Origin of the sequence: Thetidibacter halocola (assembly GCF_018224955.1) — a bacterium.
Classification (GTDB): domain Bacteria; phylum Pseudomonadota; class Alphaproteobacteria; order Rhodobacterales; family Rhodobacteraceae; genus Thetidibacter; species Thetidibacter halocola.
The window spans coordinates 113,658-128,794 of record NZ_JAGTUU010000002.1 but is presented as its reverse complement, the minus strand read 5'-3'; the positions used below and the strand labels follow the sequence as shown (position 1 = coordinate 128,794).

Annotated in this window: 17 protein-coding genes; 10 read left to right on the top strand and 7 right to left on the bottom strand. The window is 66.1% G+C overall.

All coding sequences use genetic code 11. The features are described 5' to 3' along the window. Window positions 1-208 precede the first annotated feature (208 nt). From KB874_RS04880 to dnaQ, 4 genes are read left to right on the top strand one after another with little or no spacing between them, the layout of a single operon-like run. Window positions 209-805 (top strand): Maf family protein, encoded by a 597-nt coding sequence (locus KB874_RS04880; RefSeq protein ID WP_212535437.1) that lies wholly within the window; start codon window positions 209-211, stop codon window positions 803-805. Further along, window positions 802-1,635 carry a shikimate dehydrogenase gene (locus KB874_RS04875; protein WP_212535436.1) on the top strand — a complete coding sequence of 278 codons (834 nt, stop codon included), beginning with the start codon at window positions 802-804 and terminating at the stop codon, window positions 1,633-1,635. The genes KB874_RS04880 and KB874_RS04875 overlap by 4 nt, the downstream gene beginning before the upstream one ends. Next, entirely contained in the window at window positions 1,632-2,225 is a 594-nt protein-coding gene (gene coaE / locus KB874_RS04870; RefSeq protein WP_212535435.1) for a dephospho-CoA kinase, read from the top strand. The genes KB874_RS04875 and coaE overlap by 4 nt, the downstream gene beginning before the upstream one ends. After that, window positions 2,218-2,946, top strand: coding sequence for a DNA polymerase III subunit epsilon (gene dnaQ, locus KB874_RS04865; protein ID WP_212535434.1), 729 nt, complete (start codon window positions 2,218-2,220; stop codon window positions 2,944-2,946). Before coaE ends, dnaQ begins: the two co-directional genes overlap by 8 nt. Here the strand turns inward: dnaQ and secB are convergent. Both secB and KB874_RS04855 read right to left on the bottom strand, forming a co-directional pair. Next, a complete protein-coding gene (gene secB / locus KB874_RS04860; RefSeq protein ID WP_212535433.1) occupies window positions 2,943-3,461 on the bottom strand; it encodes a protein-export chaperone SecB in 519 nt (172 codons plus the stop codon). The genes dnaQ and secB overlap by 4 nt on opposite strands. An 87-nt stretch (window positions 3,462-3,548) precedes the next feature. Further along, window positions 3,549-4,046 (bottom strand): FxsA family protein, encoded by a 498-nt coding sequence (locus KB874_RS04855; RefSeq protein ID WP_212535432.1) that lies wholly within the window; start codon window positions 4,044-4,046, stop codon window positions 3,549-3,551. A 103-nt stretch (window positions 4,047-4,149) separates the two neighbouring features. Here KB874_RS04855 and KB874_RS04850 point away from each other — a divergent pair, with 103 nt between their 5' ends. From KB874_RS04850 to KB874_RS04840, 3 genes are read left to right on the top strand one after another with little or no spacing between them, the layout of a single operon-like run. Further along, a complete protein-coding gene (locus tag KB874_RS04850) occupies window positions 4,150-4,809 on the top strand; it encodes a Tim44/TimA family putative adaptor protein (protein ID WP_212535431.1) in 660 nt (219 codons plus the stop codon). Beyond that, on the top strand, window positions 4,806-5,846 hold the full coding sequence (gene mltA / locus KB874_RS04845) for a murein transglycosylase A (protein WP_212535430.1): 1,041 nt from the start codon (window positions 4,806-4,808) through the stop codon (window positions 5,844-5,846). The genes KB874_RS04850 and mltA overlap by 4 nt, the downstream gene beginning before the upstream one ends. Next, window positions 5,843-6,439 (top strand): Smr/MutS family protein, encoded by a 597-nt coding sequence (locus KB874_RS04840; RefSeq protein ID WP_212535429.1) that lies wholly within the window; start codon window positions 5,843-5,845, stop codon window positions 6,437-6,439. The genes mltA and KB874_RS04840 overlap by 4 nt, the downstream gene beginning before the upstream one ends. Here the strand turns inward: KB874_RS04840 and KB874_RS04835 are convergent. From KB874_RS04835 to crtA, 5 genes are read right to left on the bottom strand one after another with little or no spacing between them, the layout of a single operon-like run. Next, entirely contained in the window at window positions 6,436-7,659 is a 1,224-nt protein-coding gene (locus KB874_RS04835; protein WP_212535428.1) for an MFS transporter, read from the bottom strand. The genes KB874_RS04840 and KB874_RS04835 overlap by 4 nt on opposite strands. A 39-nt stretch (window positions 7,660-7,698) precedes the next feature. Then, window positions 7,699-8,550 (bottom strand): alpha/beta fold hydrolase BchO, encoded by an 852-nt coding sequence (bchO, locus tag KB874_RS04830; protein ID WP_212535427.1) that lies wholly within the window; start codon window positions 8,548-8,550, stop codon window positions 7,699-7,701. Window positions 8,551-8,553: 3 nt separating this feature from the next. After that, window positions 8,554-10,236, bottom strand: coding sequence for a magnesium chelatase subunit D (locus KB874_RS04825; protein WP_212535426.1), 1,683 nt, complete (start codon window positions 10,234-10,236; stop codon window positions 8,554-8,556). Next, window positions 10,233-11,243, bottom strand: coding sequence for a magnesium chelatase ATPase subunit I (bchI, locus tag KB874_RS04820; RefSeq protein ID WP_212535425.1), 1,011 nt, complete (start codon window positions 11,241-11,243; stop codon window positions 10,233-10,235). Before bchI ends, KB874_RS04825 begins: the two co-directional genes overlap by 4 nt. Next, complete coding sequence (gene crtA / locus KB874_RS04815; protein WP_212535424.1) at window positions 11,240-11,947, bottom strand: spheroidene monooxygenase; 708 nt, start codon at window positions 11,945-11,947, stop codon at window positions 11,240-11,242. Before crtA ends, bchI begins: the two co-directional genes overlap by 4 nt. A 127-nt stretch (window positions 11,948-12,074) precedes the next feature. Between crtA and KB874_RS04810 the strand changes: the two genes are divergently transcribed. The 3 genes from KB874_RS04810 to tspO are packed head-to-tail and all read left to right on the top strand — an operon-like array spanning window position 12,075 to window position 15,129. Next, entirely contained in the window at window positions 12,075-13,628 is a 1,554-nt protein-coding gene (locus tag KB874_RS04810; protein ID WP_212535423.1) for a phytoene desaturase, read from the top strand. After that, complete coding sequence (gene crtB, locus KB874_RS04805) at window positions 13,625-14,662, top strand: 15-cis-phytoene synthase (protein ID WP_212535422.1); 1,038 nt, start codon at window positions 13,625-13,627, stop codon at window positions 14,660-14,662. Before KB874_RS04810 ends, crtB begins: the two co-directional genes overlap by 4 nt. A 5-nt stretch (window positions 14,663-14,667) precedes the next feature. Further along, window positions 14,668-15,129 carry a tryptophan-rich sensory protein TspO gene (tspO, locus tag KB874_RS04800; protein ID WP_212535421.1) on the top strand — a complete coding sequence of 154 codons (462 nt, stop codon included), beginning with the start codon at window positions 14,668-14,670 and terminating at the stop codon, window positions 15,127-15,129. Window positions 15,130-15,137: the final 8 nt, after the last annotated feature.

Below are 15,137 nucleotides of genomic sequence, written 5' to 3'. Positions count from 1 at the left end.
GCCCGCGAGTGGCCGTGTTGATCCTTTGCGGGATCAAACCGGGATGAACCGGTTTTCAACACGGGGCCGGTTTTCCCATCCACCGCGCGAACAGACTTGGCCGGGGTCTCGTACAAGTCGGCATTCGTCCCCATGCTTGCCACAGCGCCGGTTTTTCCGCAAAACGGCGCACAAGTTTCACCGCAGGGTTTCACCCAGAGTTATCCAGATGTCTGACCTCATCCTGGCCTCCGGTTCCCGGACACGGGCCGACATGTTGCGTGCCGCCGGACTGCGGATCGAGATCGATTCGCCTCGCGTCGACGAAGAGGCCATCCGCCAGTCGCTTGTGGCAGAGGGCGCGACACCGCGCGACGTGGCCGACGCACTGGCCGAGGCCAAGGCCGGCCGCATCGCCGCCCGCCATCCGCAGGCGCTTGTGCTGGGCTGCGATCAGGTCCTGGAAATCGACCGCGAGATCCTGGCCAAGCCTCCGACGCGCGACGTGGCGCACGAGCAGTTGCTGCGCCTGCGCGGACAGACGCATCGCCTGTTGTCCGCCGCTGTCCTCTTTGACGAGGGAAAACCCGTCTGGCGGCATGTCGGCGTCGCACGACTGACCATGCGCCAGTTTTCCGACACCTATCTTGACGCCTATCTCGACCGGAACTGGCCCGGGATCGGGTCCTCTGTCGGCGGTTACCGGATCGAGGAGGAAGGGCTGCGCCTCTTCGCCTCTGTCCAGGGCGACCATTTCACCATCCTCGGTCTGCCGCTGATTGAACTGCTCAACGCCCTCGCCCTGAGAGGAGACATCCCCGCATGAGTCTCGACCGTATCCCGCTGGCCGGCGTGATCGGCGCACCGGTCGCACATTCCCGCTCGCCCCGGCTGCATGGCCACTGGCTGCGACGCTACAACTTGCCGGGCCATTACGTGCCGATGGAAATCGCCCCGCACAAGTTGGCCGAGGCGCTGCGCTTTCTGCCGGAACTGGGCTTTGTCGGCGTGAACGTCACCATTCCCTACAAGGAAAAGGTGATGGAGATCGCCGATCTGGTCTCGGATCGCGCAGCGTTGATCGGCGCGGCCAACACGTTGATCTTTCGCGCCGATGGCCGCATCCACGCGGACAATACCGACGGATACGGTTTCATCGAGAATCTGCGCCAAACTATCCCCGACTGGGATCCTCACGCCGGTCCCGCGACCGTCCTGGGAGCAGGGGGCGCTGCGCGGGCGGTCCTCGCCTCGCTGCTGGATGTGGGCGTGCCGGAAATCCGGCTGACCAATCGCACCCGCCTTCGCGCCGAAAAGCTGCGCGAGGATTTCGGCACAAGGATCAAGGTGCATGACTGGGTGCAGGCGGGCAATATCCTCGAGGATTGCGCACTGGTGGTGAACACCACCTCTCTGGGCATGGTTGGCAAGCAGGAATTGCGCGTGCCGCTGGATGGTCTGCAACCGGGCACCGTGGTCAGCGACCTGGTCTATACGCCGCTTGAAACCCGCCTGCTTCGCGTCGCGCGCGAACAGGGTTGCCGCACGGTCGACGGGCTGGGAATGCTGCTGCACCAGGCGGTGCCGGGTTTCGAGCGCTGGTTCGGCCGCCGGCCCGAGGTCGACGCCGCCCTGCGTGAGGCCGTCCTGGCATGAGGTTTCGCCTCGGCCTGACCGGATCCATCGGCATGGGCAAGTCTACCACAGCCGGGCTCTTTTCCGAGGCGGGTTGCCCGGTCTGGGATGCGGATGCGGTGGTGCACAAATTGTATGCAAAGCATGGCGCTGCCGTTAGGCCTGTTGCCGCGCAGTTTCCGCAGGCTGTTCGGGGCGGCGCGATATCGCGCGAGGTGCTGCGTGGCATCATCGCGACCGATCCCACCGCCCTGCCCCGCATCGAATCCATCGTGCATCCCCTTGTGCGCGCCGACCGCGAGGCCTTTGCCGCCGCGCATCCCGACGCAATCGGAGTCTTCGACATACCCCTCTTGTTCGAGACCGGCGGCGACGCCGAGATGGATGCCACGGCCTGCGTCACCATCCCGCCAGAGGTTCAGCGCCAGCGCGTTCTGGCACGTGGGACCATGACCGCCGAGGATGTCGACCGCATTCTGGCCCGACAGATGCCCAACGCGGAAAAATGCGCCCGCTCTGACTACGTGATCGAGACTGACACGGTTGAACACGCCCGCGCGCAGGTTCAGACTGTGCTGGCGGACATCGGGGAAAGACTGCGGAATGCGTGAAATCGTGCTGGATACCGAAACCACGGGCTTTGATCCGGAACAGGGCGATCGGATTGTGGAAATCGGCGCGATCGAACTGCTGCATCACGTTCCCACGGGCCGCACCTATCACCAGTACATCAATCCCGAACGCAACATGCCGGACGAGGCTTTTGGTGTACATGGCATCGGGCCAGACCTTCTGTCGCCACCCCGCCCCGCCCAGCCTGGTCAGGTCACGTTGCGCGACAAGCCGGTGTTCAAGAAGGTGGCCAAGGACTTCATCGACTTCATCGGCGATGCAAAACTGGTGATCCACAACGCGGCCTTTGACATGCGCTTTCTCAGCGCGGAACTGTCGTGGGTCGGCCTGCCCCGTCTGGACGATGCGCGCGCTATCGACACGCTGATGATCGCCCGGTCAAAGTTCCCTGGCTCGCCCGCCTCGCTGGATGCGCTGTGCCGGCGTTTCGGGATCGACAACTCGAACCGCACTCTGCACGGCGCGCTGCTGGATAGTGAGATTCTCGCCGAGGTCTACCTGGAACTGATCGGCGGCAAGCAGCCGGATTTCGGGCTGTCGGCGCCGGGCCAGCGTGGCCGCGATACCGTGTCGGATGACGACTGGCGCCCGCGCCCGCGTCCGGCGCCGCTGCCGTCCCGCCTGTCGGAAAAGGAAAAGGCGGCTCACGCCGCCTTTGTCGAGAAGATGGGCGAAACCGCCCTCTGGTCGCGCAATTAGGCGTCGGCGCGCGGTGACTCGGCCGGCTTTGCCGCCGACCTACGCTGCAACTCGGCGCGGTAGAGCGCGAGGAAGTCGATATTCTCGAGGTTCAGCGGCGGGAAGCCACCGTCGCGCGTCACGTCCGACACGATGCGCCGTACGAAGGGGAACAGCATGCGCGGGCACTCGATCAGCAGGTAGGGATGGATCTGATCGTCCGGAACGTTCTCGATCTGGAATACGCCGGCATATTCCAGCTCCAGCAGGAACAGGTGATCGCCGCTGCTCTTCGACTTGCTGTCGATCTTCAGCTTCATCAGCACTTCGTACTGGTTGTCGACGTTACGCTTCTTGGCGTCGAGGTTGACCTGCACCTGCACGTCCGGCTGCACCTCGCCCGAGATACCCTTTTGCGACAGCACGTTCTCGAAGGACATGTCGCGCACGAATTGTGCGAGGACGTTCATCTTGGGGGCTGCCTGCGGGGCGGCGGGTTGCGGCTGGGCGGCGGCGCCGTTTTCGTTCTCTGCCATGGGATCTGTCCCTTCCTGAAATACCAAGTTGGCAGGGTGATAGCAGTCCCGGCCCGGCGTCTCAATGCCTGCCGTGCCGTGGCGGGTTCAGTGCCGGGTCCAACCCGATCCGGGATGGTTTGGCCGCTTCGACGCCGACGGATCGGGCGCTTCGGTGAAGGTGCCCTCGATCACGTCCTCGCGGGCCGGTCGCTCGGTGCGCCCGGGCCCATCCTGCGGCCCCATCGTGAAACTCTGGACCTTCACCCGCGACTTCAGCCAGCGGAACACCGCCATCCGAACCGCCGGGATCAGCAGCGAAAAGCCCAAGGCATCGGTAAAGAAGCCCGGCGTCAGCAGCAGCGCGCCCGAAATCAGGATCATTGCACCATGCGCTAGCGGTTCGGACGGGTCGTCCAGCCGCTCGAAGCTGGTGCGCAACTGGCCCAGTGCCAGGCGCCCCTGCGCTCGCACAAGCCATGTGCCCAGGATCGCGGTCAGAACCACGATGCCCAGCGTCGGCCATAACCCGATCAGGCCGCCAACCTGGATGAACAGGGCGATCTCGATCAGAGGGACCGTAAGAAAAGCGATGAACAGCCACATGATGCCTTCTCCCTCTTTCTGCGCCCGGTGGACTAAACGGATCGCAGCCCCTACATAAGGAACCGATCCTGACTTTTCCATGTTGCCCCATCAAGAGGTGCCAATGAACTCCCCCATTCTCGAATTGCTGGTGCTGGCCGGCATCGCCGTGTTCCTGGTTCTGCGGTTGCGCAACGTGCTGGGCACGCGGGATGGGTTCGAAAAGCAGGCGACCAAGGCGCCGGCGGAAAAGCGTTCGCGCCGGAACGAGTTCGAGGTGATCGAGGGCGGACCGGATCACGACATCATCGATCACGTTCCCGAAGGGTCGGATGCCGCCAAGGCGCTTGCAGCGATGAAGCGGGTCGAGCCGTCCTTTAACGTGACCGAATTCCTCTCGGGTGCCCGCGGCGCCTACGAGATGATCCTCATGGGGTTCGAGCGCGGCGATATCGAAGAGCTCAAGCCATTCCTTGCCGCCGATGTCTACGAGACCTTTGCCGAGGTTGTCGCCGCGCGCGAGGCGCAGGGCCTGACGATCGAGGCGGAATTCGTCGGTGTGCGCGAACTGACGCTGCATGACGCGAGTTTCGACGAAAACTCGCGCCTCGCCGAAGTCACCGTGCGCTATGTGGGTGAACTGACTTCTGTCGTGAAGAATGCCGAGGGAGAGGTTGTCGAGGGTTCGCCGCGCGCGGTCAAGCGCCAGAAAGACATCTGGACCTATGCCCGCGTGATGGGCAGCGACGACCCCAACTGGCAGCTTGTCGCAACGGACGAATGACACGAACGCTTCTTGCGCTTTTTCTGGCGATCTTTCCAATGACCGGCACCGCCCAGACAGAGCCCGAGACGGCGTATGAGATCCTGTCCTTCGACGACCTGACCGGCTGGAACGCGGACGATCATGCCGCGGCGCTGTCCGTCTTCCTCAACACTTGCGATGCGATGGACGATCCCGACTGGCGCGCGCTGTGCGGGTTTGCCCGCGACACAAGGGACGCGCGCCAGTTCTTTGAGCTGTTCTTTCGCCCGGTGCGCATCACCGATGGCCAGGATCCACTGTTCACCGGCTATTTCGAGCCAGAGCTTGACGGCTCGCCCGTGCCCGGCGGACGCTATCGCCACCCGATCTACCGGATGCCCGACGAAGCGCGGAACACGCGCCCATGGCTGACCCGCCGCGAGATCCTCACCGGCGGCGCGATGCAGGGCCGTGGCCTGGAAATCGCCTGGGTCGATGACCCGGTCGAGTTGTTCTTTCTCCAGGTTCAGGGGTCGGGACGCATCCGGTATCCCGACGGGCGGGTGATCCGCGTTGGCTATGGCGGCGCCAATGGGCACGAGTATCGCTCGGTCGGGCAGGAAATGGTGCGGCGCGGCATTTACGAGCCGCACCAGGTCAGCGCGCAGGTTATCAAGAACTGGGTCCGGCGCAACGGGGCGCAAGGCGAGGAGCTGCTGTTCCACAACGACTCCTACGTTTTCTTCCGCGAGGTTTCCGAGGTTCCCCCGGACAAGGGGCCGCTGGGGGCGATGAACCGCTCCATCACTGCCATGCGCTCGATCGCCGTGGACCCGGCCTTTGTGCCGCTGGGTGCGCCCGTCTGGATCGAGAAGGAAGGAAACGCGCCCATCCGCCGGCTGATGGTTGCGCAGGATACGGGATCGGCGATCAAGGGCGCGCAACGGGCGGATATCTTCATCGGCACAGGCGATCAGGCAGGCCGCCGCGCCGGCCAGTTGAAGGATCCCGGCCGACTGGTCGTTCTTATGCCGATCCAGCGCGCCTATGCACTCTTGCCGGATGCGGTGCAATGAGCAGGCGGCGGCGCCTGAATCCCGACGAACTGGAGCTTTGGCAGCAGATCGCCCGCAGCGCCGATCCCCTGCACAAGCACCGCAAGCTCGTTCAGGAAAAACCCGCGCCCAAGACATCTCCCGTGCCTCGCCCACGCCCTGAGCCGCCGTCGATCCCGCGTTTCGGGATTGGCGACTCTGCCGCGCCTTCGCCCGAGACCCACGCGCAGCCTCGCACGACAGCCTCCTGGCTGCGGTCCGACCCGGTGCAGATGGATGCCCGCGCCTTCACCCGGATGAAGAAGGGCAAGCTGGTTCCAGAGGCGCGGATCGACCTGCATGGCATGACGCTGGACCAGGCGCATCCCGAGTTGCTGCGTTTCATCCTTGGCAGCCAGACGCGAGGCTTGCGGCTGGTGTTGGTTATCACCGGCAAAGGCGGGCGCGAGGATCCTTACGATCCGATGCCGATGCGCCGGGGCGTGCTGAAACGGCAGGTGCCGCTCTGGCTGAAACAGCCGCCGGCGGCGCAGGCGGTGTTGCAGGTCAGCGAGGCGCATCTCAGACACGGCGGAAGCGGTGCCTATTACGTCTATCTGAAACGTCGCCGTTAGAGGCTGCGCGGCAGCAGCGGCACGGCGCGCCGAACGCCCAGCGCCATGAGGATCGAGGCCATCGAGATCCAGGCGGCAACGCCCAGGTATTGCGTCTCGATTCCGATCCCGAGGTCGATCAGCGCCCCCGTCACGCCCGGCCCGATGGCCGACCCCAGAACCATGACTGCCATTGCCGTCGCCTTGATCGCGCCGAGGTGCCGCGTGCCGTAGAACTCTGCCCAGAACGCATTGGGCAGCGTGTTGTTCGCCCCCGCAGACAGGGCAAGGCATACGAGGCCCAGAAAGGCCGTGAACAGGTTCTGTCCCAGCCCGAAAAGCACGAAACCTACTACCATCGGCAGCTGATACCATGGGATCAGGCGCGCCGTCCCGATCCTGTCCAGCAGCCAGCCCGACAACAGCATCGCCCCAACCGCGCAGCCTGTGTAAAGCGGGAACAGCGCCACCAGCTCGATATGCGCCCAGCCTTTGGCCTCGGCAAAGGTCACCTGCTGAAAGAAGAAGGCCGTGTTGAAGGCTGAGGGCGCCAGCAGCGCAGGCACCATCATCCAGAACAGCCAATGTCCCAGCATCGCGCGCCGCGCCCAGTGCCTCCCGTCCATGCCTGCCGCGTGATCGGTCTCGGCATGGCTTTGCGGCGTGCGCTCCTCGCGCAGCAGGGCGGCCAGCGCGGGGATCGCCGCCAGCGCCCCCAGCGCCGCCGCCACCCAGATCCACCGCCAGTCGATCACCAGCATCAGAGAGACGACGGAAACCGGCAACACCGCCTCTCCGACGGCAAAGCCCAGCCCCGCAACCGACAGGGCCCGGCCCCGCGTCGCCACGAACCAGCGCGACATGGATACGATGGCCAGGTGGCTGACCATGCCCTGCCCGCAGAACCGCAGCGCGAAGATCACCACCGGCAGCGCAGCCGCCCAGGGGTTCAGTGCCATCGACAGGCAGGCGCAGGACAGCAGCAGCAACACCACCGCGCCCAGCGCGCGGGTCCGGAACCGGTCGGTCAACCCGCCCGCCCACAGCATCACGACTGCAGAAACGCCCGTGCCCAAAGTATAGATGCCGCCCCATTGGCCGTGGCTCAGGCCAAAGCCGTCCATGATCCTGCCGGAAAACACCGAGATGAAGAAGGTCTGCCCAAAGCTGGACAGGAAGGACAGCATCGCACCGGCGGCCAGCCAGCGGGCATTCTCGCGCAGGAACGGGATCAGGCTCATTTCCAAAGGGATGACCCTGTGCCGCACGCCTTGCAAGCGCTAACGGCGCACGAACCCCGCGATCAGCCGGGCAACCGTGTCGGGCGCTTCCTCGTGCACGAGATGGCCATAGCCCTCCAGGCTGTGAACAGTTGCATCCGGCATCCGCGCCGCCGCCTCGACCGCGCTGACCGGCGGCACCATCCGGTCATTGCTGCCTGTCAGGAACAGGCAGGGCGTTTTGACCCTGGGCAGGTCCGCCTGCAATCCGTCCAGCTTCCATTGCGCCATCATCAACAGCGTGCCCTCGACATGCGCCCGGTTGCAGAACAGGCGGGCATAAAGGTCCATGCCATGGGCTGACAGTTTCGACCCTGTTCCGCCCAGAAGCGAGATCACACGTCCCGGCTGCGCCATGTTCCAGGTCAGCATGTCCACCATCCCCGGAGTCATCGCCATCATCCGTGCCGCGGCGGGAAACATCAGGCCCGCAAGCCCCTGAAAAGGGTGCAGCGCGGGGTTTATCCCGATGAGTTGCGTCCCCACACCCATCGCATCCACCAGCCGCAGGCCCAGAGCCGCGCCTGCGGAGTGGCCGACGATGCCAACAGGCGCGATCCCCTCGACCCGGCAAAGCGCGGCAAGATCGTCGGTCATCGCCGGCAGAGAGGACCGCATGCGCGAGCCCAGCCGCGTAAACCCGTGCCCAGGCAGGTCGACCGCCGTCACGCGGAACTGCGCCGCCAGCAGTGGGATGAGGTCGCGCCAGCTATGGGTTGCGGCACCCGTGCCATGCAGCAGCAGCAGGTCGGGCCCGTCGCCCATCTGTTGCAGGTGCCATTCATGCGGACGTGACCGCACATGGCGCGAGTATTCGGCCAGCGGCCAGTCCGGCAAGGCGGCGGCTTTCATGGGTCACGCCTCCAGCGCCTGCCCGATCGCCCGCGACAGGCCCCGGGAATCGGCGCGCGGCAGCGGCACATATGCGCCGCCCATCGCATGGGCCAGAGTCGCCAGGTCGCGGGTGGGCCGGTTGCCGGTATCGACCAGCGCCGAGGGCAAGCCCGTCGCCCTCCAAAGCCCGGCCATGCTGTGCGCATCCTCGACCGCGGCCGCCCGGCCCGTGCGGCCCGGCAGCGGCACGTTCGCCCGCCCGTCGGTCAGCACCGCCAGCGATGGTGACAAGCCGTGTCCGCCCGCCTGCCGCGCCAACTCCGTCGCGGCCCTTAGTCCGGCGGCCAGCGGTGTCCCACCCCCGCCCGGCAGGCTGGCCAGGCGTCGTTTCGTCTGCACCAGCGAGCGTGTCGGCGGCAGGATCACCTGCGCGCCCTCACCGCGAAAGGCGATCAGCGCGACGTGGTCACGTCTTGCATAGGCCTCGGCCAGCATCAGCTCGATCGCGCCCTTCGCCTCGGCCAGCCGCGCCACAGCGCTGGAGCCGGAGGCATCGACAGCGAAGATCACCAGCCGATCGGACATTTCCTTGAACCGGCGCAGGTGAATGTCGCTCGGGCGGATCAGCAGACCCTTTGCGTCGGGTTGGGCCTGTCGCCGCAGCGGTTGCCAAGGCGCGGCGGCGCGCAGCGTGGCGACAATGTCGATCCGGTGCGCGCCATCCGGCTTGCCGGGTCGCGAGGGCAGGGGACGCCCGCGCCGGTTTCCCTTGCGCAGCGCCCCGGCACCGCCCGATCCCTTGGCCCCGCGTCCAGTGCCACCGCTTTGCAGCGCGGCCAGGATTTCCGGCGGCAGCAGCGCCTTGACCGCCTCGATCAGCATCTCGTCGGGAGTGGTCTGTTCGGTCTCGTCCGGTCCCTTTGCCTGCGTGTCGTCGGGCTGCGGCGGTTCTGGCGTGTCCTCTGTCTCGTCCGGCTCTTGCGGGATCATCGTCGCGCGGTGGGCATAGACCAGTTGCGCGGCCAGCCGCAGGTCGTCGTCGCCGACCGTCTGGCGGCGCGACAGCGCGGCATGGGCGCGTGCGCAAGCCAGCGCCAGAAGCGGAGCACGCAGGCTGTGGATGCCGAACCGCGCCGCCGTGACCACCAGCACCGCCAGCGCCTCGTCCGGGACGGCGACCTGTGGCAGCGCCTCGCGCGCCATGTCGATGTCGCGCGGGTCCAGCGCGATGTCCGCCATGTCGGCAGAGCGCAGCCCGTCGAGATCCAGCGAAAAGGCCAGCCGTTCGATCAGCGCGGCGGGCGCGCGCTCGTCCGCATCCGCGCCCTCGTCCAGCAGGATGACGCTGTGCCCGGCCTCGCCATCCAGCGCCTGGGCCAGGCGCGCGGCCAGTCCCGGCTCGCAGCGTTCTGCCATGGTCAGCAACAGTCTCTGTTTCCGCGCAAGAAGCCCCTGCTCGCGGATCAGCCTTCCCTGTGCCAGCGTCGCCGAAATGTCGATCCCGCCATAAAGCTGCGTGTCGGAAATGCCCGGAGATATACGTCGGAGCGGCCGCAGGTCGTCGGGGATGGCGGCCAGCAAGGTATCGCGCACCGGCCCGGCGCGGGCGCGCAGGTGCACGCCCTTAAGGCCGACGGGGTCCACCGCCAGAAGCGTCAGGGCCAGTTGCCCCGTGATCCACGCTTCGACGGGGTCTTCGATCATGCGAACACGTCCTCGACCGTTCGGCTGACGCGGGTGCTGGAACCAGCCTCGTCCAGCGGGTCACGGCGAAGGCGGTGCGACAGCGCCATAGGCGCGACCCGCCGCAGATGCGCCCGCGTCACCGCCGGATCGCCAAGGTAGGCGGCCAGCGCACGAGCTGTGCGCAGCAGCGTCAACTCGCCCCGCAACCCGTCCGATCCCAGCGCGATGCACAGCTCGGCGCAATCGCGCAGCGTGGGATCGGGCGCCGCGACCCCGGCCAGCCTGCCGCGTGCGGCAAGGATCGCCTCGCGGATCTTCGCATCCTCCGCGGTCCAGTGATCCATGAAGGCGCTCTTGTCCGCGTCAAAAGCCGCGCGGCGGCGGATCACCTCGATCCGCTCCTCGACATCGTTGGGCGAGCGCACCTCGACCGACAGGCCGAACCGGTCCAGCAACTGCGGACGCAGTTCGCCTTCCTCGGGGTTGCCGGAACCGACCAGGACAAAGCGCGCGTCATGGCGGATCGACAGACCTTCGCGTTCAATCACGTTCTCGCCCGATTGCGCCACGTCCAGCAGCAGGTCGACGATGTGATCCTCCAGCAGGTTGACCTCGTCGATATAGAGATAGCCGCGATTGGCCCTTGCCAGCAGACCGGGTTCGAACGCCTTTTCGCCGCGGGTCAGGGCGCGCTCGATATCCAGCGCGCCGACCACCCGATCCTCGGTCGCGCCAAGCGGCAGATCGACCACCGGCGTCGGGCGCTCGACCAGCACATCAGGCACTGTTTCGGCCCAATCCGGCTGATCCTCGGGCGTTGCGGCGTTGGTGGGAGAACCGTGAACGACGGTGATCGGAGGCAGCAGCGCAGCCAGTGCACGCACCGCCGTCGACTTGCCCGTGCCGCGGTCGCCGAATACCAGCACCCCGCCGATGCCGGGGTCGATGGCCGTCAGGATCATCGCGGTCTTCATCGCATCCTGGCCGACGATGGCCGAGAAGGGGAAGGGTTGGTTGCGGGTCATGCGCTGACCTCCTTGAGGATGCGGGGGCTGCGGCCTTCCCAGCGGCCGTGTTCCCCGACGATACGGAATCGGGCGTAGAGCTCTTCGGCGAACCAGTCGCCGTCGCGCACGGCGCGGATGGCGCGGGCATGGGGCCCGTCCTCGCGCGCGAAATGCGCCATGGATCGGGAATCGGGCCAGACAGAAAAGGTGATCTGGTGCAGCAGGGGAACCTCTCCGATGCCGATCTTGAACATCACGTTCGGATCTGCGCCGATGGCGGTGGAAATGTCGGGCACCCGCCGCCAGAACCGCAGCGCCTCTCTTGGGCGCACGGTTGCACGGGTCAGCGCGGCGACTGGGCCGCTTCCGGCGTCTGTCTGCACCTGGAACGGCGCGTGGCCCGACCAGACGCCTCGCGCGGTGATCGGGTTCAGCAGTAGCGTCCAGTTTTCCGTTGCGCGCCGACGATAGCGTTCAAAGACGGGCGCCTGGGTGGTGCGCATCATTGCCGTGCCGGGATCGGGCCAGGTGGCGAGGATGGCGTAGACGGCGGTATTGGGCACCGGGGTAAATCCCTCACCGGTGCCCGAGCCGCAAAGCTTCCAGAAGCCGAGGTCGGGCACGCGCGACAATTGCCCGCGTGCCAAGCCCATCATCGCAAAAGCCCAGAGTCGGGATGCCAAGCCGTCAAAGCGGAAAAGACTCAGGCTGACCGTCTGCATTGCGGGCACTCCGGGGTATGTCAACTTAGTGTGACATCCTATTCTCAGGCATCAAGCGCATTCTGTCCTTGATTTTGAGACATAGTGCTGCATTGTCAAGTTTAGTTTACACTGATAGGCTGACAGTATGACTCGTCTCGATGCAGATTTCACGCCAGCGCGGGCCAATGCTGTCGTCATCGGTGCCGGCCTGGGCGGTCTCGCCTCGGCCATGCGCCTGGGGGCGCGGGGGTATCGCGTGACGGTGATCGACCGGCTGGACGTGCCGGGCGGACGCGGGTCGGCCATCTGGAAGGGCGGCCATCGGTTCGACCTGGGCCCCACCATCGTGACCGTGCCGCAGATTTTCAAGGAATTGTGGGCCGCCTGCGGGCGGCAATTCCACGCCGAGGTCGATTTGCGGCCGCTCGATCCTTTTTACGAAATCCGCTGGCCGGACGGTTCGCGCTTTACCGCGCGGCAGGACACCGACGCGATGATCGACGAGGTCCGCCGCCTGTCTCCCGGCGATGTCGAGGGCTACAAGCGGTTCCTCAAGGATAGCGAGGACCGCTACTGGTTCGGGTTCGAGGACCTGGGCCGGCGGTCGATGCACAAGCTGCGCGACCTGATCGAGGTGCTGCCCCGATTCGCCATGCTGCGCGCCGACCGGTCGGTCTATGCCCATGCCGCGCGGCGGGTGAAGGACGAGCGCCTGCGCATGGCGCTGTCCTTCCATCCGCTTTTCATCGGGGGCGATCCGTTCAACGTGACGTCGATGTATATCCTGGTCAGTCACCTCGAAAAGGAATTCGGCGTCCACTATGCCATGGGCGGCGTCGCCGAGATGGCCCGCGTCATGGGCGAGGTCATCAAGTCCCAGGGCGGCATGATGCGCATGGGGACAGAGGTCGACGAGATCACCGTCCGCGACGGCCGCGCCACAGGGGTCCGCCTGAAGGGCGGCGAGTTTCTGCGATCGCAGGTCGTCGTCTCGAATGCCGATGCCGGGTTCACCTATGATCGGCTGTTGCGCAACACGCCGCGCAAACGCTGGACCCCCGCGCGCCTCAAGAGGTCGCGCTGGTCGATGGGTCTCTATGTCTGGTATTTCGGCACCAAGGGAACGGCAGGGATGTGGAAGGACGTGGGCCACCACACGATCCTGAACGGCCCGCGCTACAAGGGGCTGGTGCGCGACATCTTCATCAAGGGCAAGGTCTCGGATGACATGTCGCTCTATGTCCACCGTCCCTCGGTCACCGACCCCAGCTGTGCGCCCAAGGGCGACGATACCTTCTATGTCCTGTCTCCGGTGCCGCATCTTGGCCATGACAACCCTGCCGACTGGTCGAAGATCGGCGCGGCCTATCGCGCCCGGATGGTGAAGATCCTCGATGAGCAGTTGATCCCCGGTTTCGCCGAGCGCATCACCGAGCAGGAGACCTTTACCCCCGACACATTCCGCGACCGTTATCTGACGCCCTACGGCACCGGCTTTTCGATCGAGCCGCGCATCCTGCAAAGCGCCTGGTTCCGGCCGCACAACGTCTCGGAAGAGGTGAAGGGCCTGTATTTGACCGGCGCGGGCACGCATCCCGGCGCGGGCCTGCCCGGCGTGATCTCGTCGGCCGAGGTGCTCAGCCAGTTGGTGCCCGACCCCGAATATGTCGCGTCCGATCTGAAGGTGGCGGCGGAATGACTGCGCAGGCGGATCTGGACACCTGTCGAGAGATGATCCGCCACGGGTCTCTGTCCTTTCATGCCGCCAGCAAGCTGTTGCCGCGCGGCGTCTGCGAACCCGCGCTGGCGCTTTATGCCTTTTGCCGGCTGGCCGATGATGCGGTCGACCTGCGGCAGGAAAAGGCGGCGGCCGTTCTGGAGCTGGAACGGCGTCTGGACCTGGTCTATGCAGGGCGCCCCCGCGACACCGCGCCGGACCGGGCCTTTGCCCGGATGGTCGAGCAGACCGGGATGCCCCGCGCGCTGCCCGATGCCCTGCTCGAAGGGCTGGCCTGGGACGCGATGGGTCGCAGACATGACAGCTTCTCCGATGTCGTCGCCTATTCCGCCCGTGTGGCCAGTGCGGTCGGCGTGATGATGGCGGTGCTGATGGGCGTGCGCGACCGGCACGCGCTGGCCCGAGCCTGCGATCTGGGTGTGGCGATGCAGCTGACCAACATTGCCCGCGACGTGGGCGAGGACGCGCGCGAGGGGCGGCTTTACCTGCCGCTCGACTGGATGGAAGAGGCCGGGATAGACCCTGACGGTTTCCTGGCCGATCCGCGCCCCCTCCCTGAAATCCGGACGATGACCCGGCGGCTGGTGATGCGGGCAAACAGTCTCTATTACCGCTCCGAGGCGGGCATCGCCGTGTTGCCGCGAGCTTGCCGACCCGGGATCTACGCCGCGCGTCTGATCTATGCCGGGATCGGCGGCAAGGTCGCGGCGGCAGGATATGACTCGATCACGACCCGCGCGCATACGTCGAAGCCACGCAAGTTGCTGTGGCTGGCCGAGGCCGGGATTCGCGCCGCGCTGAGCACGGTGACGCCCAGCCCGGCGACGCTGTATGCCCCGCCGCTGCCCGAGGTTGCCTTCCTGGTGAATGCCGCCGCCCGCGGTGCGCCCGAGGCGGGCCGCGCCGAGGCGCTGATTTCCGCGCTGTCGCAATTGGCCGCGACGGACCGGTCACGAATGAATGGCTTGATGCAGGACCGTGCACGCGCTAGCTGACACAGATGTTCTGGATTCTCTTCGCGGTTTTCCTTGCGGCCTGCTTCGCGGCGGGCTCGACCGGTGGTCTCTTTCCGCCGGGCCAATGGTATCGCGACCTGACCAAACCGCGCTGGACCCCGCCGAACTGGGTCTTTCCAGTAACCTGGACGACGCTCTACCTGTGCATGGCTACCGCTGGCGCCCGCGTGGCGTTGGCCGAGGGCAACAGCCTTGCGATGGCGCTGTGGTCTTTGCAGATCGCGTTGAACGGGCTTTGGACTCCGGTCTTTTTCGGGCTGCGCAAGATCCGTCTTGGCCTGATCGTGCTGTCCGCGCTGTGGCTGTCGGTGGCGGCGACGATGATCGCACTCTGGTCTGTCGACTGGATCGCGGGTCTTCTGTTCGTGCCTTACCTCGTCTGGGTCAGCATCGCGGGCGCGCTGAACGCCAGCGTGTTGCGGCTCAACCCTGGCAAGGTCGCGTAGCCGCCGGA

Bases quoted from the DNA above. Each gene is read 5' to 3' on its own strand.
- KB874_RS04880 (WP_212535437.1), top strand. From the start codon at position 209: ATGTCTGACCTCATCCTGGCCTCCGGTTCCCGGACACGGGCCGACATG.
- KB874_RS04875 (WP_212535436.1), top strand. From the start codon at position 802: ATGAGTCTCGACCGTATCCCGCTGGCCGGCGTGATCGGCGCACCGGTC.
- coaE (WP_212535435.1), top strand. From the start codon at position 1,632: ATGAGGTTTCGCCTCGGCCTGACCGGATCCATCGGCATGGGCAAGTCT.
- dnaQ (WP_212535434.1), top strand. From the start codon at position 2,218: ATGCGTGAAATCGTGCTGGATACCGAAACCACGGGCTTTGATCCGGAA.
- secB (WP_212535433.1), bottom strand. From the start codon at position 3,461: ATGGCAGAGAACGAAAACGGCGCCGCCGCCCAGCCGCAACCCGCCGCC.
- KB874_RS04855 (WP_212535432.1), bottom strand. From the start codon at position 4,046: ATGTGGCTGTTCATCGCTTTTCTTACGGTCCCTCTGATCGAGATCGCC.
- KB874_RS04850 (WP_212535431.1), top strand. From the start codon at position 4,150: ATGAACTCCCCCATTCTCGAATTGCTGGTGCTGGCCGGCATCGCCGTG.
- mltA (WP_212535430.1), top strand. From the start codon at position 4,806: ATGACACGAACGCTTCTTGCGCTTTTTCTGGCGATCTTTCCAATGACC.
- KB874_RS04840 (WP_212535429.1), top strand. From the start codon at position 5,843: ATGAGCAGGCGGCGGCGCCTGAATCCCGACGAACTGGAGCTTTGGCAG.
- KB874_RS04835 (WP_212535428.1), bottom strand. From the start codon at position 7,659: ATGAGCCTGATCCCGTTCCTGCGCGAGAATGCCCGCTGGCTGGCCGCC.
- bchO (WP_212535427.1), bottom strand. From the start codon at position 8,550: ATGAAAGCCGCCGCCTTGCCGGACTGGCCGCTGGCCGAATACTCGCGC.
- KB874_RS04825 (WP_212535426.1), bottom strand. From the start codon at position 10,236: ATGATCGAAGACCCCGTCGAAGCGTGGATCACGGGGCAACTGGCCCTG.
- bchI (WP_212535425.1), bottom strand. From the start codon at position 11,243: ATGACCCGCAACCAACCCTTCCCCTTCTCGGCCATCGTCGGCCAGGAT.
- crtA (WP_212535424.1), bottom strand. From the start codon at position 11,947: ATGCAGACGGTCAGCCTGAGTCTTTTCCGCTTTGACGGCTTGGCATCC.
- KB874_RS04810 (WP_212535423.1), top strand. From the start codon at position 12,075: ATGACTCGTCTCGATGCAGATTTCACGCCAGCGCGGGCCAATGCTGTC.
- crtB (WP_212535422.1), top strand. From the start codon at position 13,625: ATGACTGCGCAGGCGGATCTGGACACCTGTCGAGAGATGATCCGCCAC.
- tspO (WP_212535421.1), top strand. From the start codon at position 14,668: ATGTTCTGGATTCTCTTCGCGGTTTTCCTTGCGGCCTGCTTCGCGGCG.